Origin of the sequence: Pseudomonas arsenicoxydans, assembly GCF_006438915.1 — a bacterium.
Lineage (GTDB): Bacteria > Pseudomonadota > Gammaproteobacteria > Pseudomonadales > Pseudomonadaceae > Aquipseudomonas > Aquipseudomonas arsenicoxydans_A.
Map to the genome: position 1 here is coordinate 56,018 of NZ_RCZE01000015.1, position 25,532 is coordinate 81,549.

25 protein-coding genes are annotated in these 25,532 nt (G+C 59.1%); 15 read left to right on the top strand and 10 right to left on the bottom strand.

Features of this window, described 5'->3' with window-relative positions:
• Positions 1–221: 221 nt before the first annotated feature.
• The 3 genes from EAH78_RS26795 to EAH78_RS26805 form a co-directional block, all read right to left on the bottom strand.
• Entirely contained in the window at positions 222–1,880 is a 1,659-nt protein-coding gene (locus EAH78_RS26795) for a cation acetate symporter (protein ID WP_140670648.1), read from the bottom strand.
• Positions 1,877–2,188: a DUF485 domain-containing protein gene (locus EAH78_RS26800; protein WP_008148580.1), complete on the bottom strand. Its 312-nt coding sequence runs from the start codon at positions 2,186–2,188 to the stop codon at positions 1,877–1,879. The genes EAH78_RS26795 and EAH78_RS26800 overlap by 4 nt, the downstream gene beginning before the upstream one ends.
• A 205-nt stretch (positions 2,189–2,393) precedes the next feature.
• Positions 2,394–3,245: a glycine betaine ABC transporter substrate-binding protein gene (locus EAH78_RS26805; protein ID WP_123434088.1), complete on the bottom strand. Its 852-nt coding sequence runs from the start codon at positions 3,243–3,245 to the stop codon at positions 2,394–2,396.
• 300 nt (positions 3,246–3,545) lie between these two features.
• Between EAH78_RS26805 and EAH78_RS26815 the strand changes: the two genes are divergently transcribed.
• Positions 3,546–5,141, top strand: a complete 1,596-nt coding sequence (locus EAH78_RS26815) for a beta (1-6) glucans synthase (RefSeq protein ID WP_140670650.1) — start codon at positions 3,546–3,548, stop codon at positions 5,139–5,141.
• Between the two features lie 115 nt (positions 5,142–5,256).
• On the opposite strand, the gene EAH78_RS26820 is transcribed toward EAH78_RS26815, so the two are convergent.
• A complete protein-coding gene (locus tag EAH78_RS26820; RefSeq protein WP_140670652.1) occupies positions 5,257–5,625 on the bottom strand; it encodes a hypothetical protein in 369 nt (122 codons plus the stop codon).
• Between the two features lie 223 nt (positions 5,626–5,848).
• Here EAH78_RS26820 and EAH78_RS26825 point away from each other — a divergent pair, with 223 nt between their 5' ends.
• Both EAH78_RS26825 and EAH78_RS26830 read left to right on the top strand, forming a co-directional pair.
• Positions 5,849–7,147, top strand: a complete 1,299-nt coding sequence (locus EAH78_RS26825; protein WP_140670654.1) for a serine/threonine protein kinase — start codon at positions 5,849–5,851, stop codon at positions 7,145–7,147.
• A complete protein-coding gene (locus EAH78_RS26830) occupies positions 7,140–7,928 on the top strand; it encodes an MlaA family lipoprotein (protein ID WP_140670656.1) in 789 nt (262 codons plus the stop codon). The genes EAH78_RS26825 and EAH78_RS26830 overlap by 8 nt, the downstream gene beginning before the upstream one ends.
• Positions 7,929–8,112: 184 nt before the next feature.
• Here EAH78_RS26830 and EAH78_RS26835 read toward each other — a convergent pair whose 3' ends face one another.
• Positions 8,113–9,027, bottom strand: a complete 915-nt coding sequence (locus EAH78_RS26835) for a DUF808 domain-containing protein (RefSeq protein WP_140670659.1) — start codon at positions 9,025–9,027, stop codon at positions 8,113–8,115.
• A gap of 134 nt (positions 9,028–9,161) precedes the next feature.
• Here EAH78_RS26835 and EAH78_RS26840 point away from each other — a divergent pair, with 134 nt between their 5' ends.
• On the top strand, positions 9,162–9,770 hold the full coding sequence (locus tag EAH78_RS26840) for a TetR/AcrR family transcriptional regulator (RefSeq protein ID WP_140670661.1): 609 nt from the start codon (positions 9,162–9,164) through the stop codon (positions 9,768–9,770).
• A 130-nt stretch (positions 9,771–9,900) separates the two neighbouring features.
• Here the strand turns inward: EAH78_RS26840 and EAH78_RS26845 are convergent, their stop codons facing one another.
• On the bottom strand, positions 9,901–10,359 hold the full coding sequence (locus tag EAH78_RS26845) for an REP-associated tyrosine transposase (RefSeq protein ID WP_140670663.1): 459 nt from the start codon (positions 10,357–10,359) through the stop codon (positions 9,901–9,903).
• Positions 10,360–10,555: 196 nt separating this feature from the next.
• Positions 10,556–10,996, bottom strand: a complete 441-nt coding sequence (locus EAH78_RS26850) for a GlcG/HbpS family heme-binding protein (RefSeq protein ID WP_140670666.1) — start codon at positions 10,994–10,996, stop codon at positions 10,556–10,558.
• 267 nt (positions 10,997–11,263) lie between these two features.
• On the opposite strand from EAH78_RS26850, the gene gcl reads away from it, so the two are divergent.
• From gcl to EAH78_RS26895, 8 genes are all read left to right on the top strand, one after another.
• Entirely contained in the window at positions 11,264–13,039 is a 1,776-nt protein-coding gene (gcl, locus tag EAH78_RS26855; RefSeq protein WP_140670668.1) for a glyoxylate carboligase, read from the top strand.
• A gap of 137 nt (positions 13,040–13,176) precedes the next feature.
• A complete protein-coding gene (gene hyi / locus EAH78_RS26865) occupies positions 13,177–13,959 on the top strand; it encodes a hydroxypyruvate isomerase (protein WP_140670672.1) in 783 nt (260 codons plus the stop codon).
• 197 nt (positions 13,960–14,156) lie between these two features.
• On the top strand, positions 14,157–15,047 hold the full coding sequence (locus EAH78_RS26870) for a 2-hydroxy-3-oxopropionate reductase (RefSeq protein ID WP_140670674.1): 891 nt from the start codon (positions 14,157–14,159) through the stop codon (positions 15,045–15,047).
• Between the two features lie 200 nt (positions 15,048–15,247).
• Positions 15,248–16,528 carry a glycerate kinase type-2 family protein gene (locus EAH78_RS26875; RefSeq protein ID WP_140670676.1) on the top strand — a complete coding sequence of 427 codons (1,281 nt, stop codon included), beginning with the start codon at positions 15,248–15,250 and terminating at the stop codon, positions 16,526–16,528.
• Complete coding sequence (gene pyk, locus EAH78_RS26880; RefSeq protein ID WP_140670678.1) at positions 16,518–17,933, top strand: pyruvate kinase; 1,416 nt, start codon at positions 16,518–16,520, stop codon at positions 17,931–17,933. Before EAH78_RS26875 ends, pyk begins: the two co-directional genes overlap by 11 nt.
• A 149-nt stretch (positions 17,934–18,082) precedes the next feature.
• Positions 18,083–18,997 (top strand): urea transporter, encoded by a 915-nt coding sequence (locus tag EAH78_RS26885; protein ID WP_140670680.1) that lies wholly within the window; start codon positions 18,083–18,085, stop codon positions 18,995–18,997.
• Between the two features lie 21 nt (positions 18,998–19,018).
• On the top strand, positions 19,019–19,843 hold the full coding sequence (locus EAH78_RS26890; protein ID WP_140670682.1) for an ion transporter: 825 nt from the start codon (positions 19,019–19,021) through the stop codon (positions 19,841–19,843).
• A gap of 93 nt (positions 19,844–19,936) precedes the next feature.
• Complete coding sequence (locus EAH78_RS26895; protein ID WP_140670684.1) at positions 19,937–20,935, top strand: sulfate ABC transporter substrate-binding protein; 999 nt, start codon at positions 19,937–19,939, stop codon at positions 20,933–20,935.
• 189 nt (positions 20,936–21,124) lie between these two features.
• On the opposite strand, the gene EAH78_RS26900 is transcribed toward EAH78_RS26895, so the two are convergent.
• Positions 21,125–21,754, bottom strand: coding sequence for a DUF5666 domain-containing protein (locus EAH78_RS26900; protein ID WP_193560105.1), 630 nt, complete (start codon positions 21,752–21,754; stop codon positions 21,125–21,127).
• Between the two features lie 237 nt (positions 21,755–21,991).
• On the opposite strand from EAH78_RS26900, the gene EAH78_RS26905 reads away from it, so the two are divergent.
• The gene (locus EAH78_RS26905) at positions 21,992–23,197 is read left to right on the top strand and encodes an MFS transporter (RefSeq protein ID WP_140670686.1); all 1,206 of its coding nucleotides are present in this window, start codon (positions 21,992–21,994) and stop codon (positions 23,195–23,197) included.
• Between the two features lie 66 nt (positions 23,198–23,263).
• Here EAH78_RS26905 and EAH78_RS26910 read toward each other — a convergent pair whose 3' ends face one another.
• Complete coding sequence (locus tag EAH78_RS26910; protein WP_123434067.1) at positions 23,264–23,668, bottom strand: type II toxin-antitoxin system HicB family antitoxin; 405 nt, start codon at positions 23,666–23,668, stop codon at positions 23,264–23,266.
• Positions 23,668–23,880: a type II toxin-antitoxin system HicA family toxin gene (locus EAH78_RS26915; protein WP_140670688.1), complete on the bottom strand. Its 213-nt coding sequence runs from the start codon at positions 23,878–23,880 to the stop codon at positions 23,668–23,670. The genes EAH78_RS26910 and EAH78_RS26915 overlap by 1 nt, the downstream gene beginning before the upstream one ends.
• Positions 23,881–24,104: 224 nt before the next feature.
• On the opposite strand from EAH78_RS26915, the gene EAH78_RS26920 reads away from it, so the two are divergent.
• Together EAH78_RS26920 and EAH78_RS26925 are read left to right on the top strand one after the other, a co-directional pair.
• On the top strand, positions 24,105–24,761 hold the full coding sequence (locus EAH78_RS26920) for a peroxiredoxin-like family protein (RefSeq protein ID WP_140670690.1): 657 nt from the start codon (positions 24,105–24,107) through the stop codon (positions 24,759–24,761).
• A 51-nt stretch (positions 24,762–24,812) separates the two neighbouring features.
• Positions 24,813–25,532, top strand: coding sequence for an SDR family oxidoreductase (locus tag EAH78_RS26925; protein ID WP_140670692.1), 720 nt, complete (start codon positions 24,813–24,815; stop codon positions 25,530–25,532).

The following is a 25,532-nucleotide window of genomic DNA, read 5'->3' on the forward strand; positions in this document are numbered from 1 at the left end:
GAGGGAACACTGAGCTTTAGCGAAGTGCCGTACGCCGGGGCGAAGCCTTTTGGTTCCTTTTTGGCGTTTGAAAAAGGGACTCGCTGTAAAAGCGAAACCATAATCAGCCGTTACCGCAGCAATGGATATGTACACAATCAAACCGCTCAACAAAAAAATGCCCCGATCTCTCGACCGGGGCATTTCTGTTTAACGCAGCTTACATAACCAAACTTGAAGCCTTAGTGCGAAACCGCCCCACTCGCCCCCAAACCTGTCTGCGAACGCACAAACTGAGGGAAGAACAGCGCGCGCTCGTTGGCACCCGCAGTCGACTTATCAGTGATCGAGAAGAACCAGATACCGACAAAGGCAATCGCCATCGAGAACAACGCAGGGTATTCATACGGGAAGATCGCCTTCTCGTGATGCAGGATCTGCACCCAGATGGTTGGCCCAAGGATCATCAAGCCAACAGCACTGATCAGCCCCAACCAGCCGCCGATCATCGCACCGCGTGTGGTCAGCTTCTTCCAGTACATGGAAAGCAGCAGCACCGGGAAGTTACAGCTTGCCGCGATGGAGAACGCCAGGCCCACCATGAACGCGATGTTTTGGCTTTCGAACAGAATGCCCAGACCAATCGCCAGCACCGCCAGAGCGATCGTGGTGATTTTCGACACGCGGATCTCATCCTTGTCGTTAGCCTTGCCCTTCTTGATCACGCTGGCATACAGATCGTGAGACACCGCTGAAGCACCGGCCAATGTCAGACCCGCCACAACCGCCAGGATGGTCGCGAACGCTACCGCCGAGATGAAGCCCAGGAAAATACTGCCACCGACCGCGTTAGCCAGATGCACCGCCGCCATATTGTTACCACCCAACAGCGCGCCAGCCGCATCTTTGAAGGCCGGGTTGGTGCTGACCAGCAGAATCGCGCCGAAGCCGATGATGAAGGTCAGGATGTAGAAGTAACCAATGAAGCCGGTTGCATACAGCACGCTTTTGCGAGCTTCTTTTGCGTCACTCACAGTGAAGAAGCGCATCAGAATGTGCGGCAAGCCAGCGGTACCGAACATCAGCGCAAGCCCTAGGGAGAACGCCGAGATCGGGTCTTTCACCAGACCGCCGGGGCTCATGATCGCTTCACCTTTAGGGTGAACCTTGATCGCCTCGGAAAACAGCATGTTGAAGTCGAAGTTGACGTGCTTCATCACCATCAGCGCCATGAACGAGGCACCGGACAGCAACAACACAGCCTTGATGATCTGCACCCAAGTGGTTGCCAGCATGCCGCCGAACAACACGTACATGCACATCAGGATACCGACCAGAATCACTGCAACGTAGTAGTCGAGACCGAACAGCAGCTGGATCAGCTTGCCGGCGCCGACCATTTGCGCGATCAGGTAGAACGCCACCACCACCAGCGAACCGCAAGCGGACAACGTGCGGATCTGGGTTTGCCCAAGGCGGTAGGACGCCACGTCGGCAAAGGTGTATTTACCCAGGTTACGCAGGCGCTCGGCGATCAGGAACAGAATGATCGGCCAGCCCACCAGGAAGCCGATCGAGTAGATCAGGCCGTCGTAGCCAGAGGAGAACACCAGGGCGGAAATACCCAGGAAGGACGCCGCGGACATGTAGTCACCGGCAATCGCCAGACCGTTCTGGAAGCCGGTGATCTTGCCGCCCGCTGCATAGTAGTCAGCGGCCGAGTTGTTGCGCTTGGAAGCCCAGTAAGTGATACACAGGGTCAAACCGACGAACGCCACGAACATCAGGATCGCGGAAACGTTGAGCGGTTGTTTATGCACTTCACCCGTCAGGGCTTCAGCCGCCCACGCACCCGGCGCGAAGGCCGCGATGCTCAATAGAGCCATTAGACGCCGGATCATTGCTGAGCCTCCTTGAGAATCGCATTGTTCAGGTCGTCGAATTCGCCATTGGCGCGTCGCACGTAAATTGCAGTCAGGATAAAGGCCGAGAGAATCAGCCCGACACCAATCGGTATCCCCCAGGTAATCGAAGATTCAGGGCTGATTTTCGCTCCCAGAATATGCGGCCCGTAAGCAATCAAAAGGATGAATCCGGAGTAAAGCCCAAGCATGATCGCGGAGAGTATCCAGGCGAACTTTTCTCGCTTGCTAACCAGCTCCTTGAAGCGCGGGCTGTTTTGAATCGAGAGGTAAATGCTGTCGTTCATTGTTTTTATCCTCGCAGCACAGATTAAAGTTGGAACGTTATCCACTCTATGCGGCTGCGGAACAGGTTCCAGACGACCTTAGTATTAGAACGACATGACAGAATCGCCATTTTCCAGCAGACACGCCCACAAGGAAAAGCAAAAGGCCGCTTGGCGGTTATACCAAGCGGCCTTCAGAGGTGCTGACCAGACGCATCAGCTCAAATCATTTGGTCCATTCGGCAACACGCTCCGGGTGTTTGGCCACCCAATCTTTCGCCGCGGCTTCCGGCTTGGCACCATCCTGGATCGCTAACATGACTTCGCCGATTTCGTCTTTCGACGCCCACTGGAAGTTCTTCAGGAACTTGGCCACTTCCGGTGCCTTGGTGGCGAGCTCTTTGCTGCCGATGCTGTTTACAGTTTCAGCAGCGCCATAAACGCCTTTCGGATCGTCCAGGAAGCGCAGTTTCCACTTCGCGAACATCCAGTGCGGCACCCAACCGGTCACGGCAATGGATTCGTTTTTCTTCTCGGCACGGGTCAGCTCGGCAATCATGCCAGCACCGGAACTGGCCTTGAGTTGATACCCGGTCAGGTCGTAATCCTTGATGGCCTGTTCGGTCTTGAGCATCACACCTGAACCGGCGTCGATGCCGACGATGCGTTTTTTGAAGCTGTCGTCGGTTTTCAGATCGTCGATGGTCTTGGCTTTCACGTACTCCGGCACGATCAGACCAATTTTTGCATCTTTGAAGTTCGGACCGTAATCGACGACCTGGTCCTTGTTCTTGGCCCAGTAATCACCGTGCGTTACTGGCAGCCAGGCCGACAGCATGGCGTCGAGTTTGCCGGTGGCCACGCCTTGCCACATGATCCCGGTGGCGACGGCTTGCAGCTTCACGTCATAACCGAGTTTCTGTTTGATCACTTCGGCCGCTACGTGAGTGGTCGCGACGCTGTCGGACCAGCCGTCAACGTAACCGATGCTCAGGGTCTTGCTCTCGGCGCTGGCCATGGTGGAGCCAATCGCAAGCACCAGTGCGGCACCTGCGCCTAAAAGTCGTCGCATCTTCATCGTTACTTCCCCGAAAGTGCTGCGCTCGACGGATGCCGAGTCGCGTCAACGTATTGTTATGGTGCACAGCGCCCCCATCACGCCCACCGCAAACTCGTCCGACCATCAGCGTGATTTATCTATGGGTGCACTGATGCGTCGATAATCAACCTGACGACAACCGCGACCTGCTCTGTCAGCGACCTCAAGGCATCGAGAAACGACATCAGAACGCCATTAATCTTGAGTCGTCAAAACGCCCCCGCCAGTCCGCCCGAACTTTGCATGTCAAAATTGTGCAGGCCTCCTGACCCGGAGCAAATGCAGGTAACATGCGCGGCTTTGCTCCCAGACGGCCTGACCATGCCCGCGACATCTCGCTTTCCTTTTTTTGCCTATCTATTCGCCTGCCTGCTGGGGCTGTTTGCCTTCGGCGGCTTCTGGTACGGCCTCGGCAAGCCGGTAATTCTGCCGGACGTGGCCAGCGCGACGCACAAGCTGCAATGCGCCTCCTACACCCCGTTCGACAAGGATCAATCGCCGTTCGATCAGCCGTTCAAATTGCGCCCCGAGCGCATGGACGCCGACCTCGCGCTGCTGGCCAAAAGCTTCGAATGCATCCGCACCTATTCCATGACCGGCCTGGAGGCGCTGCCTGATCTGGCGCGCAAGCATGGTTTGAAGCTGATGATCGGTGCCTGGGTCAACAGCAACCCGGTCGATACCGAGAAAGAAGTCGACCTGCTGATCGCCTCGGCGAATGCCAACGCCGACGTGGTGACCGCGGTCATCGTCGGCAATGAGACCTTGCTGCGTAAAGAGGTCACCGGCGCGCAACTGGCCAAGCTTATTAACAAGGTCAAAAGCCAGGTCAAGCAGCCTGTCACTTACGCCGATGTCTGGGAGTTCTGGCTCAAGCACCCGGAAATCGCCCCGGCGGTGGACTTCCTGACCATCCACTTGCTGCCGTACTGGGAAGATGATCCCTCGAACATCGACGCGGCCCTGCAACATGTGGCCGAAGTGCGCCAGGTGTTCGGCAACAAGTTCGCCCCCAAGGACGTGATGATTGGCGAAACTGGCTGGCCGAGCGAAGGCCGTCAACGTGAAACCGCCCTGCCGAGCCGGGTCAATGAAGCCAAGTTCATTCGTTCTTTTGTGATCATGGCCGAGCAACAAGGCTGGCACTACAACCTGATCGAAGCGTTCGACCAGCCGTGGAAGCGTGCCAGCGAAGGTGCGGTCGGCGGTTACTGGGGGCTGTTTGACGCGGACCGCCAGGACAAGGGCGTGCTGGCAGGACCGGTGTCGAACGTGCCGTACTGGTCGCAATGGTTGGCCGTGGGCGGCGTGATTTTTCTTGTGACACTGATGCTTGGCGGCCGCGTTCGCAGCACCCGCGCGGCGCTGGTGCTGCCACTGCTCGGCGCATTGGCAGCGTGCTCGATTGGCGCTTGGGGTGATCTGGCTCGTGTCACCACGCGATTTGCCAGCGAATGGTTATGGGTGGCGCTGCTGACGGCGGTGAACCTGTTGGTGCTGGCCCACGCCGCGCTAACGTTGAGCGCTCGCACCGGTTGGCGTGAGCGGGCATTCAATGTGCTGGAACGTCGGGCGGGCTGGTTGCTCGCGGCCGCAGGGTTTGCCGCGGCGGTGATGATGCTGGAACTGGTGTTCGATCCGCGTTATCGCAGCTTCCCGAGCGTGGCATTCATCCTGCCGGCACTGGTTTACCTGTGCCGCCCGGTGAGTGTGCCACGTCGGGAAATTGCGTTGCTGACCTTCATCATCGGTGCAGGCATTGCGCCGCAGCTGTTCCGTGAAGGTTTGCAGAACCAGCAGGCCTGGGGATGGGCGCTGGTGAGTTTGCTGATGGTTGCTGCGTTGTGGCGCAGTTTGCGGGTTCGCAAAGCTTAAATCTTCAGCGGCCTTGACGGCCTCTTCGCGAGCAAGCCCGCTCCCACATTCGACCGAGCTCTTTCAGGGAAATGCGGTTAAATGTGGGAGCGGGCTTGCTCGCGAAGGCGATTTATCAGGCGCTACGAGACGCCCTGACCAACCGCAACCCAGCAATCACCACCGCAAAAACCGCCAAAGTCGTGTTGTACAACGCCAACGCCGGAAACCCGAACACCAGCGCCAGCACCGCAAGCCACCACCCTGCCCGGCCCGGCAGGACGAAGCCGATCACCGCTGCAGCAATCGCCGCCCAACCCAACACTCCGAAGTGAATCATCAAGCCCAGGTTGGAGCGAACCCCACATTCCCAACGGCTCGCCTCGTCCACGCAGATGCCGACCCACTGCGCATCCTCCATGAAGCCATAACGCGCGCCGTAACTGGCGGCCAGCCATAAGGGCAGCAAAACGAGCAGCAAAATCACGGGCAGACGGCGGGACATGAAACACTCCAATAGGCGAAAACGGCGGCCAGCTTAATCCCCTGCCAGCGGGATGCAAACGCGGGTAACAGAAAACTGGTCACGAAATCGCTGCAAAGTGTATCGTCCAGCTACTATTATCCGAAAATAAGCCTGTTTGGTGCCGATGCGTGGCACTTTGGCGCAACACCTGTGGTCATAGCCTGCGAACTTCATTCGGCACCTTCTTCCAAGGGATCTAGTCATGCTCCGCTTCTTGCGCTTCGCCGCCCTCTTTGGCGGCCTTATATTGAGTGCGTCCGCACTGGCGGTCGATATCGACGCCGCCAGTTATGGCTACCCCTTGACCAACCCGTTCGAGGCCACCATCGCCACGACACCGCCAGACCTGCGTCCGACGTTGCCGCTGGACGAAGACATCAACCAGAAGGACCGCAGCCTCACGCTGCGCCCGGAGCGTGAATTCGAACTACCGGACAACTTCTGGGCAGTGAAGAAGCTCACTTACCGAATCGCTACACAAGATAAACCGGCCCCCCTGATTTTTTTGATCGCCGGCACGGGCGCACGCTATGACAGCAGCCTTAACGAGTACCTGAAAAAGCTCTACTACCAGGCCGGCTACCACGTGGTGCAACTGTCGTCGCCGACCAGTTTTGACTTCATGAGCGCCGCCTCCCGCTTCGCCACACCAGGCGTGAGCAAAGAAGACGCCGAAGACATGTACCGGGTGATGCAGGCCGTGCGCGCACAAAACCCGAAACTGCCGGTGACCGACTACTACCTCACCGGTTACAGCCTGGGCGCACTGGATGCAGCCTTCGTCGCACACCTGGACGAGACGCGCCGTAGCTTCAACTTCAAGAAAGTCTTGCTGCTGAACCCGCCGGTCAACCTGTACACCTCAATTACCAACCTGGACAAGCTGGTCCAGACCGAGGTCAAGGGCATCAACAGCAGCACGACGTTTTATGAACTGGTGTTGAACAAACTGACCCGCTACTTCCAGCAGAAAGGCTACATCGACCTCAACGATGCCCTGCTTTATGACTTCCAGCAGTCCAAGCAGCACCTGACCAACGAACAGATGGCCATGCTGATCGGCACCTCGTTCCGCTTCTCGGCGGCCGACATTGCCTTCACCTCGGACCTGATCAACCGCCGCGGCCTGATCACCCCGCCGAAATTCCCGATCACCGAAGGCACCAGCCTCACGCCGTTCCTCAGGCGTGCGCTGCAGTGCGACTTCGACTGCTACATCACTGAACAGGTCATCCCGATGTGGCGCGCCCGCACCGACGGCGGCAGCCTGTTGCAACTGGTCGACCAGGTCAGTCTTTATGCCCTCAAGGACTACCTGCACGACAGCCCGAAAATCGCTGTGATGCATAACGCCGACGACGTGATCCTGGGCCCGGGCGACCTCGGTTTCCTGCGCAAGACCTTCGGCGATCGCTTGACCGTTTATCCACTCGGCGGCCATTGCGGCAACCTTAACTACCGCGTCAACAGCGACGCCATGCTGGAGTTCTTCCGTGGCTAAATATCTCCTGCTAATCGCTGCGTTACTCTGTGCAGGCGTCGCCAATGCCGACAACAGCAAAGCCAACGCCCCCGTTGTGGTCGACAGTGACGGCTTCAAAGAGCCGCTGAGCAAACTCAAGTTCAACCCGGGGCTGGACCAGCGCGAGTTCGAACGCTCGACGCTCAGCGCGCTGTCCGTCTATGACCCGCTGGAAGAGTGGAACCGTCGGGTGTATCACTTCAACTACCGCTTCGACCAATGGGTGTTCCTGCCCGTGGTCGACGGCTATCGCTACGTCACGCCAAGCTTTCTGCGTACCGGCGTGAGCAACTTCTTCAACAACCTCGGCGACGTGCCGAACCTGGTGAACAGCCTGCTGCAACTCAAGGGCAAGCGTTCGATGGAAACCTCGGCGCGCCTGTTGCTCAATACCACCATTGGCATCGCCGGCCTGTGGGACCCGGCTACCGCCATGGGTCTGCCGCGCCAGAACGAAGACTTCGGTCAGACCCTGGGCTTCTACGGTGTACCGGGAGGCGCCTATCTGGTCTTGCCAATCCTCGGCCCTTCCAACCTGCGCGACACGAGCGGCCTCGCGGTCGATTTCACCGTAGAGGACGCAATCAATTACCTGAACGTGGCTGAAGTCAGCTCCAACCATCCTGAAGTCTGGATCCTGCGGGGCATCGACAAACGCAACCAGACCAACTTCCGTTATGGCCAGTTGAACTCCCCGTTTGAGTACGACAAAGTGCGCTTCGTGTATACCGAGGCGCGCAAGTTGCAGATCGCCGAGTAAATTCGGCAGCCACAAAAAAGGCCATTCGATGCGAGTCGAATGGCCTTTTTACATTCCCGCCGCACCACACCCCCCAGTAGGAGCCGAGCTTGCTCGCGATGCGGTGTATCAGCCGACATCCATGTTGAATGTGGCACCCTCATCGCGAGCAAGCTCAGCTCCTACAGTTGGACAGCGTTTAGCTTTAGCCTTTGAGCGCTTTCCAGATCTTGCTGGCAACCATCACACCCGCCAACACCACCGCACCCGCGACAATCCCCGCCACCGCGTTCAGCAGCGTCGGCACGATAAACCCGGCACCACCCGCCGCGGCGCTGACGCTTTCGATCCAGTGATGAACCACCGGCACGCCGTGAGTCAGGATCCCGCCACCGACCAGGAACATCGCCGCCGTACCGATCACCGACAGGCTTTTCATCATGTAAGGCGCTGCTCGCAAAATACCGCCGCCGATGCTTTTTGCCATCTGCCCAGGCTTTTGGGTCAGCCACAAACCGAGGTCGTCGAGTTTGACGATGCCCGCCACCAAGCCATACACACCGACGGTCATGACGATGGCAATGCCCGACAGCACGATCACTTGCTGGGTCAGCGAAGCCTCCGCCACGATGCCGAGGGTGATGGCGATGATTTCTGCTGACAGGATGAAGTCGGTGCGTACCGCGCCTTTGATCTTGTCCTGTTCGAAAGCCACCAGATCCACCGCCGGATCGGCGACCGCCTCGACCAGTTCCGCATGTTCGGCCTGGTCTTCAGCCTTGCTGTGCAGGAATGTGTGCGCGAGTTTCTCGAAACCTTCGAAACACAGGTAAGCGCCGCCGACCATCAACAACGGCGTCACCAGCCACGGAATAAACGCGCTGATAGCCAATGCCGATGGCACCAGGATCAGCTTGTTGCGAAACGAGCCCTTGGCCACGGCCCAGACCACCGGGATTTCCCGCTCGGCCCGCACGCCGCTGACTTGCTGGGCATTGAGCGCCAGATCGTCGCCGAGCACGCCGGCGGTCTTCTTGGCGGCCATTTTGGTCATCAATGCCACATCGTCGAGTACCGCGGCGATGTCGTCGATCAGCACCAGCAAACTGCTTCCTGCCATGAATCAGGTTTCCTTCTTGAATGAATGCCGCGCAGCATAGCGCGGCCGAGTGCCACACGGGGCATTCTTGAGCGCCGCGCGAGCCCGGTGATACCATGCGCAACCGCCAGAACAGGCAAGGAACCCCCTGGTTTATGAGCACTATCCGCGAGCGCAACAAAGAACTGATCCTGCGTGCCGCCAGTGAAGAATTTGCCGACAAGGGCTTCGCTGCGACCAAAACCAGTGACATTGCAGCCAAGGCGGGATTGCCCAAGCCCAACGTCTACTACTACTTCAAATCCAAGGAAAACCTCTACCGCGAGGTCCTGGAAAGCATCATCGAGCCTATTCTGCAGGCCTCGACCCCGTTCAATCCTGAAGGTCAGCCCAGCGAAGTACTGAGCGGCTATATTCGCTCGAAAATCCGCATCTCCCGCGACTTGCCGTTCGCCTCGAAAGTGTTCGCCAGCGAAATCATGCACGGCGCCCCGCACCTGAGCGCCGACCTGGTCGAACAGCTCAACAGTCAGGCCAGGCACAACATCGACTGCATCCAGACCTGGATCGACCGCGGCCAGATCGCCGCCATCGACCCCAACCACCTGATGTTCAGCATCTGGGCCGCGACCCAGACCTATGCTGACTTTGACTGGCAGATTACGGCGATTACCGGCAAAGCCAAGCTGGATGAGGCGGATTATGAGGCGGCGGCGCAGACGATCATTCGGTTGGTGCTTAAAGGGTGTGAGCCGGATCGATAGACCGCGGTGCGCCCTTCGCGAGCAAGTCGAATCGTCGCACCGCCGCTCCCACACTCGACCGCGTTCTCAATTTGAAACCCGGTTAAATGTGGGAGCGGGCTTGCTCGCGAAGGGGCCGACACGTTTCAAATCAAACCCAGATCGCATCCCACAGCGGATAGTCGCCCAACTTCTCTACCAGTCTCGCCCGCAATGGGTTAGCAACGACATACCGCGCAATCCTGACCAGGCTTTCTTCCTGTCGCAGTGAATGATCATGAAAACCCTGCTGCCAGAGGCTTCCCGTTCTACCCGTCGCCGCATTGATTGATCGCGCACTCAACGACTTGGTCTGGCACATCAACTCCCCGAGTGAACCTCGGTGCAGTTGTATTAACCAGTGAAAATGGTCAGGCATCACGACGAAAGCCAAGGTATCGGCGAAGCCTTGCTCCTGCACTTTCCTGAATTGGTGCGCAACCTTCCTGCCCAAGACATAGCCCCTGAAGACAGGCTCCCGTTTGAGTGTGTTTGCAGTCAAATGATAGATGCGGTTTTGTTCGGCATAGCGGCCGATGCGCAGGCGATGTGAAGCAGACAGTTCAGGCATTCCTTTGCCCTCCTCATGAATCAGGAATGAGAAGGCTAGACCGATGAATGCCTGAAGGTAGGGCAGACTTTTAGCTGGATGTGTCTGTGAGGCCGCCTTCGCAAGCAAGCCCGCTCCCACATTTGATCTGCGTCGTACACAAATCCAGTGTGGGAGAGAGCGTGCTCGCGAAAGCGGTAGCTCAATCACCCACTTATCAAGCCGTAACCCCAGCATCCGCCGTCAACCCCAGCGCCTCAATGGCGGTGATCGCACACTGCTCATCCACATCCGAAAGATCCCCGCTGATCCCCACCGCCCCCAGCACGTTGCCGTCCTGATCCCGAATCAGCACACCACCCGGTGCCGGCACCACGCTGCCCTGCCCCAGGCTATTAAGGGCGGCAATAAACGCCGGACGCTGTTGCGCGTCCAGCGCCAGCAGGCGCGAGCCTTTGCCCAGTGCGATCGCGCCCCAGGCTTTGCCGATGGCGACCTGCGGGCGTAGCAGGCTCGCGCCGTCTTCGCGTTGCAGGGTGATCAGGTGACCGCCGGCATCCAGTACCGCGATGGTCAAGGGTGCTGCCGAGATTGCACGCCCTGCAGAGATGGCCTGGTTGATCAGGTTGACTGCAACTTTCAAGGTTAAAGCGCTCATGGTGCCGTCCTCATTTTGTTTTTCGGAAAGGCGTTGGGCTGCGCCGTTGTGCCGCAGGCCGATGCAACAAATAGAACACAATGAGTTATTTTTTTGTATACAATAATTATCGAAAAGCGCCACATGCGACGAAAAGCCACACTAGATAAGGCTTTCGACGAATGAAACGCTCGCTTGAGAAAATGGATTGACCTGCGCCGTCCGCCGTGAATACACTCTGCGCAAAGCCACTTGTATACAATTACAAAACGTAAGAGGCACAAAACCATGAGCAAAATGAGAGCAATCGAAGCCGCCGTTCTGGTGATGCGCCGTGAAGGGGTTGATACCGCTTTTGGCATCCCGGGCGCCGCGATCAACCCGCTGTACTCCGCCTTGCAGAAGGTCGGTGGCATCGATCACGTCCTCGCTCGCCACGTTGAAGGCGCCTCGCACATGGCCGAGGGTTACACCCGCACCAAGGCCGGCAACATCGGCGTGTGCATCGGCACCTCCGGCCCTGCCGGTACTGACATGGTCACCGGGCTCTACAGCGCCTCGGCCGACTCGATCCCGATTCTCTGCATTACCGGCCAGGCCCCCCGCGCCCGTATGCATAAGGAAGACTTCCAGGCTGTCGACATCACTGCCATCGTCAAGCCAGTGACCAAGTGGGCAACCACCGTCATGGAACCGGGCCAGGTGCCTTACGCGTTCCAGAAAGCCTTCTACGAAATGCGCTCCGGCCGTCCAGGTCCCGTGCTGATCGACCTGCCGTTCGACGTGCAGATGGCGGAAATCGAATTCGACATCGACGCTTACCAACCGCTGCCGCTGGCCAAGCCCACCGCGAACCGCGTGCAAATCGAGAAGGCCCTGGCCATGCTCGATCAGGCCGAGCGTCCACTGTTGGTGGCCGGTGGCGGCATCATCAATGCTGACGCCAGCGACTTGCTGGTCGAGTTCGCCGAACTGACCGGCATTCCAGTCATCCCGACCCTGATGGGCTGGGGCACCATTCCGGACGATCACCCGTTGATGGTCGGCATGGTTGGCCTGCAAACCTCGCACCGCTACGGCAACGCGACGATGCTCAAATCCGACGTAGTGTTGGGCGTGGGTAACCGTTGGGCCAACCGCCACACCGGCTCGATCGACGTCTACACCGAAGGCCGCAAGTTCATTCACGTTGATATCGAGCCGACCCAGATTGGCCGTGTGTTCAACCCGGACCTGGGCATCGTCTCCGACGCCGCTGCCGCACTGACCGTGTTCATCGAAGTCGCCCGTGAATGGCAAGCCGCCGGCAAGCTGAAAAACCGCAGCGCCTGGCTGCAAGACTGCCAGCAACGTAAAGCCAGCCTGCAACGCAAGACGCACTTCGACAACGTGCCGGTCAAGCCGCAACGCGTTTACGAAGAGATGAACCAGGTGTTCGGCAAAGACACCTGCTACGTCAGCACCATCGGTCTGTCGCAAATTGCCGGCGCGCAGTTCCTGCACGTCTACAAGCCGCGTCACTGGATCAACTGCGGCCAGGCCGGCCCGTTGGGCTGGACCATTCCAGCGGCACTGGGCGTGGTCAAGGCTGATCCGACTCGCAAGGTCGTGGCGCTGTCGGGCGACTATGATTTCCAGTTCATGATCGAAGAATTGGCGGTGGGTGCGCAGTTCAAACTGCCGTACATCCACGTTGTGGTAAACAACTCGTACCTGGGGCTGATTCGTCAGGCCCAGCGCGGTTTCGACATGGACTACTGCGTGCAGCTGTCCTTCGATAACCTGAACGCTCCGGAGCTCAATGGTTACGGTGTCGACCACGTCGCGGTCGCCGAAGGCCTCGGCTGCAAGGCACTGCGTGTGTTTGAACCAAGCCAGATCCAGCCTGCCCTGCGCAAGGCTCAGGAACTGATCGAAGAGTTCAAGGTGCCGGTGATCGTCGAGATTATTCTGGAGCGCGTGACCAACATTTCCATGGGCACCGAGATCAACGCCGTCAACGAATTCGAAGACCTGGCGCTGGTCGGCAACGACGCACCGACGGCGATTTCGTTGCTTGATTAACTGCTGATCGTTCCCACTGTGGGAGCGGGCTTGCTCGCGAAGACGGCTTCACATCCAACAAAGATGTTGACTGACCCACCGCTTTCGCGAGCAAGCCCGCTCCCACAGGGGACCTCATACACATTCAGGAGACCACCATGCCGCGTTTCGCAGCCAACCTGTCCATGCTGTTCACTGAGCAGGATTTTCTTGCCCGTTTTGAAGCGGCCGCCAAGGCCGGTTTCAGTGGTGTCGAGTACCTGTTCCCTTACGACTTCAGCTCCGCCGAGATCAAGGCCAAGCTCGATGCCAACGGTCTGACCCAGGTGCTGTTCAACCTGCCGGCCGGTGACTGGGCCAAGGGCGAACGCGGTATTGCGTGCCTGCCGGACCGAGTTGAAGAATTCCGCGCCGGTGTCAACCTGGCTATCGCCTACGCGCAAGTGCTGGGCAACACCCAGGTCAACTGCCTGGCGGGTATTCGTCCACAAGGCGTCGACGATGCCACCGTGGAAAAAACCTTCGTCGCCAACCTCAAATACGCGGCCGAAAAACTGCAAGCGGCGGGCATCAAGCTGGTGATGGAAGCGATCAACACCCGCGACATCCCGGGCTTCTACCTGAACAACACGGCGCAAGCCCTGTCGATTCGCGAGCAGGTGGGCAGCGCCAATCTGTTCCTGCAATACGACATCTACCACATGCAAATCATGGAAGGCGACCTGGCCCGCACCATGGCCGCGCACTTGGGCGAGATCAACCACATCCAGTTGGCCGATAACCCAGGGCGCAACGAACCGGGCACCGGTGAAATCAACTACCGCTTCCTGTTCGAACACCTGGACCGGATCGGTTATCAGGGGTGGGTTGGCTGTGAATACAAGCCGCTGACCACCACCGAAGCGGGCCTGGGCTGGTTGAAAACCCATAACGCGATCTGATCTGACACGTAACCACTGTGGCGAGGGAGCTTGCTCCCGCTCGGCTGCGAAGCAGTCGTAAAACCTGCAAACCAGATTTACTTGATATACCGCGCTGGCTGATTTGGGGCCGCTTCGCGCCCCAGCGGGAGCAAGCTCCCTCGCCACAGGTGTATCGCGCACATTATTTGGCAAGACAAAAACAAGAGGAATTTCTCATGGCTAAAATCGGATTTATCGGCACCGGCATCATGGGCCACCCAATGGCGTTGAACCTGCAGAAAGCCGGTCACAGCCTGTTCCTGTCGGCGCACCACGACGCCGCGCCTGCTGACCTGATTGCTGCTGGCGCCGTTGCCCTGGCCAACCCGAAAGAAGTCGCGCAAGAAGCCGAATTCATCATTGTCATGGTGCCGGATACCCCACAGGTAGACGACGTGCTGTTCCGCGCCGACGGCGTTGCAGCCGGCGTGGGCAAAGGCAAAGTCGTCATCGACATGAGCTCGATCTCGCCCACCGCGACCAAAGCCTTCGCAGCCAAAATCAATGAGAAAGGTGCGCAGTACCTCGACGCGCCGGTGTCTGGCGGTGAAGTCGGCGCTAAAGCCGCGAGCCTGAGCATCATGGTCGGCGGCGATGCCGATGCCTTCGAACGCGCCCTGCCGCTGTTCCAGGCGATGGGCAAGAACATCACCCTGGTCGGCGGTAACGGCGACGGTCAAACCGCGAAAGTGGCCAACCAGATCATCGTTGCGCTGAATATCCAGGCGGTGGCCGAAGCCCTGCTGTTCGCCTCGAAAAACGGTGCCGATCCAGCCAAGGTTCGTGAAGCACTGATGGGCGGTTTCGCTTCCTCGAAGATTCTTGAAGTGCACGGCGAGCGCATGATCAAAGGCACCTTCGATCCAGGCTTCCGCATCAGCCTGCACCAGAAAGACCTGAACCTGGCCCTGCAAGGCGCCAAGGAGCTGAACATCAACCTGCCGAACACCGCCAACACCCAGCAAGTGTTCAGCACCTGTGCGGCCATCGGTGGCAGCAACTGGGACCACTCGGCGCTGATCAAGGGCCTGGAACACATGGCGAATTTCTCGATTCGCGATAAGTAAGCCCTGCACAAAACCCTGTGGGAGCGGGCCTGTGGCGAGAGGGCTTGCCCCCGTTTGAGTGCGAAGCACTCACAAGATCGTTGTCGCATCACAGATTTTGGGGCTGCTTCGCAGCCCAACGGGGGCAAGCCCCCTCGCCACAAGTCGCTCCCACAGGGACCTGAGTCGTTCTCCAATAACAAGAATTCCGGGAGCCCGCCATGTCGGTCGATCCGCAACAATTCCTGCGCGAGCTGTTCGCCACAGCCATCGACGCCGCTCATCCGCAGCAAGTCCTCGAAGCCCATTTACCCAAAGACCGCAGCGGTCGGGTGATCGTCATCGGCGCCGGCAAAGCCGCGGCCGCCATGGCGCAAGTGGTCGAGCGGTGCTGGCAGGGTGAAGTGTCCGGTCTGGTGGTGACGCGTTACGGTCACGGCGCCCCATGCGAAAAAATCGAAGTGGTCGAAGCGGCGCATCCGGTGCCGGACGCTGCCGGCCAAGCTGTCGCCAAGCGAGTCTTTGAACTGGTCAGCAACCTGAGCGAAGACGACCGCGTGATCTTCCTGCTCTCGGGTGGCGGCTCTGCTCTGCTGGCATTGCCAGCGGCCGGCATCACCCTCGCCGACAAGCAATCGATCAACAAAGCCCTGCTCAAATCCGGCGCAACCATCGGCGAGATGAACTGCGTGCGCAAGCACCTCTCGGCGATCAAGGGCGGCCGCCTCGGCAAAGCCTGCTGGCCGGCCACTGTTTATACCTACGCGATTTCCGATGTGCCGGGCGACCTCGCCACGGTCATCGCTTCCGGCCCGACCGTGGCCGACCCAAGCACCTCCGCCGAAGCGCTGGCGATCCTCAAGCGCTATGGCATCGACGTACCGGCCTCGGTGCGTAACTGGCTGCAAAGCCCGGAATCGGAGACGGTCAAACCCGGCGACCCTGGCTTGGCACGCAGTCACTTCCAGCTGATCGCCCGTCCACAGCAATCGCTTGAAGCCGCCGCGGTGAAGTGCCGTCAGGCCGGTTTCAGCCCGCTGATCCTCGGCGATCTGGAAGGCGAATCCCGCGAAGTGGCCAAGGTGCATGCTGGTATCGCCCGTCAGGTCGTGCTGCACGGCCAACCATTGGCGGCGCCTTGCGTGATCCTCTCGGGCGGTGAAACCACCGTGACCGTGCGCGGCAATGGCCGTGGCGGGCGCAACGCCGAATTCCTATTGAGCCTGACCGATAGCCTCAAAGGCCTGCCCGGCGTGTTCGCCCTGGCCGGGGACACCGACGGCATCGACGGCTCCGAAGACAACGCCGGCGCGATCATGACCCCGGACAGCTACGCCCGCGCGGTCGCACTCGGTCTGAGCGCCAGCGACGAGTTGGACAACAACAATGGCTACGGCTATTTCGAGGCGCTGGACGCGCTGATCGTCACCGAGCCGACCCGCACCAACGTCAACGACTTCCGTGCCATCCTGATTCTCGAGAGCCCTAAAAATGACGCCTGACAAGAAGGTTAAAATCCTCGCCACCCTCGGCCCTGCCACCGACGGTATCGACGACATCCGCGAACTGGTGCAGGCCGGGGTCAACATTTTCCGCCTGAACTTCAGCCACGGTGATCACGCCGACCACGCTCAGCGCTACCAGTGGATTCGTGAAGTCGAGCGCCAGCTGAATTACCCGCTGGGCATTCTGATGGACCTGCAAGGCCCGAAACTGCGGGTCGGCAAGTTCGCCGAAGGCAAGGTGCAACTGCATCGCGGTCAGGCCTTGCGCCTGGACCTGGACCCGACGCCGGGCGACGAGCGCCGCGTTAACCTGCCTCACCCGGAAATCATCGCCGCGCTCGAGCCGGGCATGGACTTGCTGCTGGACGACGGCAAGCTGCGTCTGCGCGTGGTGACCACGTACGCCGACGCCATCGACACCACCGTGCTCAATGGCGGGGAACTGTCGGACCGCAAAGGCGTGAACGTGCCGCAAGCGGTGCTGGAACTGAGCCCGCTGACTGCCAAGGATCGCCGTGATTTGAGCTTCGGCCTGGAGCTCGGTGTGGACTGGGTCGCGCTGTCGTTTGTGCAACGTCCGGAAGACATTCGCGAAGCTCGCGAGTTGATCGGCGACAAGGCGTTCTTGATGGCCAAGATCGAGAAACCGTCGGCGGTGACTCAGCTACGGGAAATCGCTGAATTGAGCGACGCGATCATGGTCGCTCGCGGTGATCTGGGCGTGGAAGTGCCGGCCGAAAGCGTGCCGCAGATTCAGAAAAACATCATCACCCTCTGCCGTGAGCTCGGCAAACCAGTAGTGGTGGCGACGCAGATGCTGGAATCGATGCGCTTCTCCCCGGCACCGACCCGCGCCGAGGTCACCGACGTGGCCAACGCCGTGGCTGAAGGTGCGGATGCGGTGATGCTGTCGGCGGAAACCGCCTCGGGCGAATACCCGCTGGAAGCCGTGCAGATGATGAGCAAGATCATCCGCCAGGTGGAAAACGGCCCGGACTATCAGGCGCAATTGGACGTGAGCCGGCCGAAAGCCGAGGCCACGGTGTCTGACGCGATCAGCTGTGCGATTCGGCGTATCAGCAATGTGCTGCCGGTGGCCGTGCTGGTGAACTACAGCGAGTCCGGCACCTCGAGTTTGCGCGCAGCGAGGGAACGGCCGACGGTGCCGATTCTCAACCTGACGCCGAACCTGCAGACCGCTCGCCGCCTGACCGTGGCGTGGGGCGTGCACTCGGTGGTCAATGATCGGCTGCGGCAGGTGGATGAAGTGTGTTCGACGGCGCTGGAGATTGCCCAGGCCCAGGGCATGGCTCAGCGGGGCGACACGTTATTGATCACCGCGGGTGTGCCGTTTGGGCAGCCGGGGTCGACTAACTCATTGCGCATCGAAACCCTGATTTAGCGCCTGTACTGGCCTCTTCGCGAGCAAGCCCGCTCCCACATTAGATTTGTGTTGATCACAAATTTAAAACTGAACACAGATTCAGTGTGGGAGCGGGCTTGTTCGCGAAGCAGGCAACTCGGTCCTCCAGACACCCCACAGACTCCTTCATGCCTGCCAATCACTTCAACACCCACTGCCCCGACTGGGCGACTGCCCTGCTCAACGGTTTCAGTCAGATCTTCCTCCAGCGAAATCCGCTGTGCGGCCTGCTGTGCCTGTTGGCCATTCTGTTTACCGCGCCCACCCTGCTCGGCGGCGCGCTGCTGGGCGGTGTCGCCGGATTGCTTACCGCGCAACGTCGCAACTACGCCAAGGAAGATCGTCAGGCTGGACTGTTCAGCTACAACGGTGTCTTGCTCGGCTTGCTGCTGAGCCTCTATTTCCCCTGGTCCGCCATGCTGCCGCTGATGATCATCGCCTGCGGTGGCCTGAGCGCGATGCTGACTCAACAATGGCTCAAACGCTCCCGGTTCAGCCAATACCTGCCCGCCTACACCGCGCCCTTCGTGGTGTTGGGCTGGTTGCTGCTGTGCTTTGCCACGCCGTCGACCCAGGCGCACCTGATCGAAGTCAACGCCCTGAACATGCTGGCCGCCCCCTTCAAAGGCCTCGGTCAGGTGATATTCCTCGGTCATCCGCTGGCCGGTGCGCTGATCGCCGCAGGGTTGCTGATCGCTGACCGTCGCGCCTTCTGCTGGGCGATGTTGGCGTCTGTCGCGGGCATGGGCTGGAGCCTGCTGCACCACGATTTCTACACCGCCCTGCTCGGCCTCGGCGGTTATAACGCCGTGCTTGCCGCCCTCGCCTTCAGTTCGCAGCGCCAACAACCATGGCTGCCACCGATCGGTATCGCATTCGCGCTGCTGCTGACACCCGTGTTTTCGGCTATTGGACTGCCCACATTGACAGCGCCGTTCATCCTCGGATGCTGGCTGATCCGTGCGACCGCTCAAGTGCTCGGCAAAGCCACGCGGACCACTGCGCCTTGCGCTCCTGGGGAGAATCAACCTAGGCTGCGCTGATCATTGGTTCAGGCGGTATTCATGGACAGCAGCAAAAACTGGCGTGAAGAGCTTTACGTCATGGTTTTCCAGAGCGACACCAAGGCCGGGCGACGTTTCGACGGCATCCTGTTGTTGATCATCCTCGCCAGCATCGTCATCGTGATGCTCGACAGCATCGACGCGGTTCACCAGAACTACGCCGATCTGCTGGCGTATATCGAGTGGGGCTTCACCTTCGTTTTCGCCGTCGAATACATCCTGCGGTTGTATTGCTCACCCAAGCCGTTGCGCTACGCGTTCAGCTTCTACGGTCTGGTGGATTTGCTGGCCATCGTGCCCGGCATCCTCGCGCTGTATTACGCCGATGCGCAGTACCTGCTGATCATCCGGATCATTCGGATGCTGCGGATTTTCCGCGTGCTCAAGCTCAGCCCGTACCTCAAGCAAGCCAACTACCTGATGTCGGCGTTGCGCGGCAGCAAACAGAAAATCGTGGTGTTTCTGGTCAGCGTCTGCACATTGGTGACGGTGTTCGGCACCTTGATGTACGTGATCGAAGGTCCGGAGCACGGCTTCACCAGCATCCCCAAAGGCATTTACTGGGCGATTGTCACGCTGACCACCGTGGGCTTCGGCGACATCGTGCCGAAGACGCCGCTGGGCCAGGTGATTTCGTCGCTGGTGATGATCACTGGTTACTCGATCATCGCCGTGCCCACCGGGATTTTCACCGCCGAGCTGGCTAACGCGATGCGTGGCGAACAGCTGCAACACGACTGCCCGGTGTGCAAGAAAAACAGCCACGAACACGGTGCAGCATTCTGCTCGCAATGCGGCAACGCTCTGTTTAAGAAACTGGAATAAGCAAAGAGCTTTTTAATCTTTAAAGGCCTATGCGAGCCCGGCTATAGTCGCTGGCAAATTGCCTCACTTTTAAATTAGAACAAGGACTGCGCAGTGAAAAAACTCTTTGGCGCCTCACTTCTGGCCGCTGGCCTGGCATTGACCAGCGTGGCTCAGGCCGCGCCCACCCTGCTCAACGTTTCCTACGACGTGATGCGCGATTTCTACAAGGATTACAACACTGCCTTCCAGAAACACTGGCAAGCCGAGCACAACGAAAACATCACCCTGCAGATGTCCTTCGGCGGCTCCAGCAAACAGGCTCGCTCGGTGATCGACGGCCTGCCGGCTGATGTCATCACCATGAACATGGCGACCGACATCAACGCCCTGGCGGACAACGGCAAACTGGTGCCGGAGAATTGGGTCACGCGCCTGCCGAACAACAGCGCGCCGTTTACTTCCGCCACTGTATTCATCGTCCGTAAAGGCAACCCGAAAGCCCTGAAAGACTGGCCCGACCTGCTCAAAGACGGCGTTCAGGTGATCGTGCCGAACCCGAAAACCTCGGGTAACGGTCGCTACACCTACCTGTCGGCCTGGGGCTATGTGCTGAAGAATGGCGGTGACGAGAACAAGGCCAAAGAGTTCGTTGGCAAGCTGTTCAAACAAGCCCCTGTGCTCGACACCGGTGGCCGTGCAGCCACCACCACGTTCATGACCAACCAGATCGGCGACGTACTGGTGACCTTCGAAAACGAAGCGGAGATGATTGCCCGCGAGTTTGGTCGTGACCAGTTTGAAGTGATCTACCCAAGCGTTTCTGCCGAAGCTGAGCCACCCGTGTCGGTGGTCGACAAAGTGGTCGACAAGAAAGGCACTCGCGCGGCAGCCGAGGAATACTTGAAGTACCTGTGGTCGCCGGAAGGTCAGGAGATTGCGGCGGCGAACTACCTGCGTCCGCGTGATCCATCGGTGTTGGCCAAGTACACCGACCGTTTCCCGAAAGTGGACTTCCTGTCGGTTGAGAAGACCTTTGGTGACTGGCGCACGGTGCAGAAGACCCACTTCAATGATGGCGGGATTTTTGATCAGATTTACACCGGTCAGTAATTCCTGAGCGAAATGAAAAAGGCGACCTGAGCAGGTCGCCTTTTTTGTGCCTGAACACAAACCCAAATTTACTGAAGATCCCTTGTGGGAGCGGGCTTGCTCGCGAAGAGGCGGTGTCAGTCGACATCATTATTGAATGACACCCCGCATTCGCGAGCAAGCCCGCTCCCACAGGATTTTGCCTTGCCATTACATCGGCGGTGTCACGCCATCCTTGCCCGCCGAGATCGACTGCGCCGTCAGCGTGCCATCCGCACTCTGCGTCACAAACGTCACGATCTTCACCCCCACCTTGAGCAAACTGCGATCCCCCGGCATCAGGTTCACAATCGGCACGTCCATCGGCACCAGGATCTTCTGCTGCCCGCCCTTGTAGTTAACCGTCAACACCCGGCCATTGCTGACCACCAGATCGCCGACGCTGCCATTGGTCATGCTGCTGCCCTTGACCAGATCAAACGGCCGATGCCCGTCGCCACTGCCGGCCAGTTCCGGCGGGAAGACGTGGACTTCCAGCGCTTTGAGGGTGCCATCGTCCTGAGGAATGGCCGCCGAGCCGATGTAGCTGCCGGGTTTGATGTCTTCGATGTTGGCCAGGGTGACGGCGCGGATTTTGGTGTCATTGGTCAGGTTGATGACCACGTTTTCTCCGCTGTTGGCGTGGACTTTCAACACATCAGGGCTGACCCCGGTGATCTCGCCACGCACACCGATGCGCAAGCCCGGCGCGTCGGCGGCCTGGGCCAGGCCAGTAGTAAACAAGGTCATCAGTGTCAGGGCTGAAGCGCCGCGAATCAGGTGGCGAATCATCGCATTCATGGCAGTGCCTTCCAGTTATGAAACGTGAGAGAGAACATAAGCACGCTATCGAACAGGATGTAAGTGAATGTATCATCGGACCTCACATTTTTTGGACGCAAGGTGCATCGGCAAACAGCACATGGCCGGCGCCACTCATTCCGCAATGGAATGATTACTATCACCTCAACCTCTCTTCCGCCGTTTGGGCTTGCCGCTTAGCCTTCGCGCATTCCCTTTTGTCCAGCGAGACCCGTTATGAAACCAGTGACCCAGGCGCCCCACGGTGCCGCGACAATGACCAAAGGCATGGTGCTGCTCTTCGCCTTCTGCTGCGGCGCCATCGTGGCCAATATTTACTATGCCCAGCCGATCATTGGCCTGATCGCGCCGGACATCGGCCTCACCAGTACCATGGCCAGCCTGATCGTTTCGTTGACGCAGATTGGCTATGCGCTGGGGTTGTTCTTCCTGGTGCCACTGGGTGATTTGCTGGAAAACCGTCGATTGATGATCATCACCACCGTGGTGGCGATCGCCAGCTTGCTGGGCGCTGCGTTCACCGATCAACCCAATGTGTTTTTGCTGATCTCGTTGCTGGTTGGGTTCAGCTCGGTGTCGGTGCAAATCCTGATTCCACTGGCGGCGCACCTCGCACCGGAAGAATCTCGCGGCCGCGTGGTCGGCGGGATCATGGGTGGTTTGCTGCTGGGCATTCTGTTGGCACGACCGGTGTCCAGTGTGGTAGCTGACCACTTCGGCTGGCGCGCGATGTTCATGATTGCGGCCGCGTTGATGGCAGCGATCAGCATCGTGCTCGCGCTGACCATTCCCAAGCGCCAGCCTGATCACAGTGCGTCTTACGGGCAGTTGCTGGGCTCGTTGTGGACGCTGTTGCGCCAACAACCGGTCTTGCGTCAGCGTGCGTTTTATCAGGGTTGCATGTTCGCCACGTTCAGCCTGTTCTGGACCGCCGTGCCGCTGGAACTCGCCCGCAATCACGGCCTGTCGCAAACCCAGATCGCGATCTTCGCCCTGGTCGGTGCCATCGGCGCCATCGCCGCCCCCATCGCCGGTCGCCTGGCCGATGCCGGCCACACGCGCATCGCGTCGTTGCTGGCCCTGATATTCGCCAGCCTGAGCTTCCTGCCGGCGTTCATCCATCCGCTCTACAGCGTCATCGGCCTGGCCGTGACCGGCGTGGTGCTCGACTTCTGCGTACAGATGAATATGGTCCTCGGCCAACGCGCGGTCTACGCCCTCGACGCCAAGAGCCGCAGCCGCCTGAATGCGCTGTACATGACCAGTATCTTCATCGGTGGCGCATTCGGTTCGTCGGTGGCCAGCGCAGTGTATGAACACGGTGGCTGGTTGTGGATCGTGATGGTGGGGAGTGCGTTTCCGCTATTGGCGTTGTTGCGGTTTTTGAGTGCTTCGCAGAAGACTTCGTTGGCGACGGCTTAAGCAGTCTAAAAGTCTGGCGGGCAAGCTCCAGAGTCGAGCTTGCCCGCCAGATGCATATCAAGTCACTCAGTGTCGAACCAGCTTCTCCATTGCCGCATCCGCCAGAAAAGAAGAGCGGCTTTTCACATTGTGCTCACGCACATATCGATCAATGCGCTGAATCACATAGCCAGGCAGAGTCACGTTGACCTTCTCGGTTTTGCCCATGTACGGCGAAATGTCCAACTCGAGCATTCCCCAGCCCATATCCGCGAAGTCCGGATTCCCACGGTGAGTAGCCGCAGAGGTAGGCATGGGAATCGACTCCCCGTCCGCTGCAATCTCCTGAAGCAGGATGTGCGCTATCTCGACTGCCGCATTGTAGGCATCTTCAAACGTATCCCCGGCCGTTGCGGCGCCTGGAATATCGGGGATCTGAATACCGATGGCGGTGTTCTCGTCGCCCCACTCGATACAGATTGGATATTGCATTATGGATCTCCTGCGTAACTGGCTCCCGGGCAGTACAGCCCGGCGCGCCTCCTGATGCTCTTGGCCGTCCCGACCGGCAAATCCTTTTTCGGGTGAGGGACGGGAATCGTGTAAGGGTTGTATCGATGTTTAAAGAGGTGGTGGCTTCCGGTAATCCGATCCAGAACCCAGCCGGCCTCCTCCAATTCCTTGATCAATAGCCTGCTCTGCACCAATAGCCTCCTTGCTCAAGCCCAAACAAAAGTAACCCTAGAGTTATATTTACTCAAGCACAAAAATGCGGATCGCGACGCTCGGTTGTTTTACAGGGTGTGATTTAACGTGCCCTCATTCCCCCCAAGAATGAATCCTATGCCCCCCACCTGCGTTCCGCCCTCCCCGCCCCAAGGTCACTATCGATCCCAGCCAACCGGCTTCCTCACCCAGGACTACGATCATGACCCTGCAAGCAAAACTCGATGCGTTCAAAGCTGATTTCAAAGCGGGCAAGCCGCCCTACAACGCGCCCGCTGAAATCCACCCGATCATGGAGCGGGCTACCGCTGAACTGATTGCTTCCAGTGCGGCAAGCAAGGCGTTAAAAGTGGGAGACAAGGCGCCGCTGTTCACGCTCAAGGACCCCGACGGGCATCCGGTGTCTTCCGCCGATCTAGTGGCCAAAGGTCCGTTGGTGCTGACGTTCTACCGTGGCGTGTGGTGCCCGTACTGCAACATGGAGCTGCAAGCATTGCAGGAATTCCTGCCGACGCTGCGCGAAGCCGGCGCAACTCTGGTGGCGATTTCGCCGCAAATTGCTGCCAACAGCCGCAAGTCTGTGCGCACCAACGGCCTGGAATTCCCGATCCTCAGTGATACCCACAATGAGGTGGCGCACGCCTTCGGTTTACGTTTTGAGTTGCCGGATTATCTGATTGAGCTGTACAAGAATCTGCGCAACGACTTGCCGACTTTCAACGATGATCCTTCGTGGACGCTGCCAATGCCGGCGCGTTATGTGATCGGTCAGGATGGCGTGATTCGTTACGCCGAGGTCAACCCGGATTACACTCAGCGTCCTGAGCCTGAAGCGATGCTGGATGCGATTCGCGGCTGACCCTTTTACTGCCGCCCGCCCCGGCGGCAGGTTTTTTTCAAGGAGTGTGAAATGACCCGTCGTACTTTTCTCATCACTGGCGCCAGCAAAGGCATCGGTCGCGCGGTGGCCGAGCATCTGGACCGCGCCGGGCACCGGGTGGTCGGGATTGCCCGAACCCCTGACCTGACGTTCCCCGGCATTCTGTTTCCGCTGGATTTGAGCGACCGGGCGCTGACGCAGGAAGTCATCGCGGATCTGGCCAGGACCTACGAGTTTGATGGGCTGGTGAACAATGTCGGTCTGGTACGCCCGCAAGTGTTGGGCGAGATAGATCTGGATACGTTCGACGATGTGATGCGGGTCAACCTTCATTCGGCGTTGCAGGCCACCCAGGCACTGTTGCCGAACATGCGCGCCAAAGGCTGGGGTCGGGTGGTGAATATTTCCAGTTTGACTGTGCTCGGGATCACCCAACGCACGGCGTATGCGGCGGCGAAAGCGGCGCTGATCAGCTTCACGCGATCGTGGGCGCTGGAGCTGGCGAAAACTGGCGTGACAGTGAACGCCGTGGCACCGGGGCCAACCGAAACCGAATTGTTCCGTACCAATAATCCGCCGGGCAGTGAGGGTGAAGCGCGGTATCTGGCAGGCGTGCCGATGGGGCGTTTAGGGCAGCCGCAAGAGATTGCGGCGGCGATTGCGTTTTTGCTGTCCGAGCAAAGCGGTTTTATCACCGGGCAAACGCTGTTTGTCGACGGCGGCTCCTCCATCGGCAAAGCCGCGTTCTAA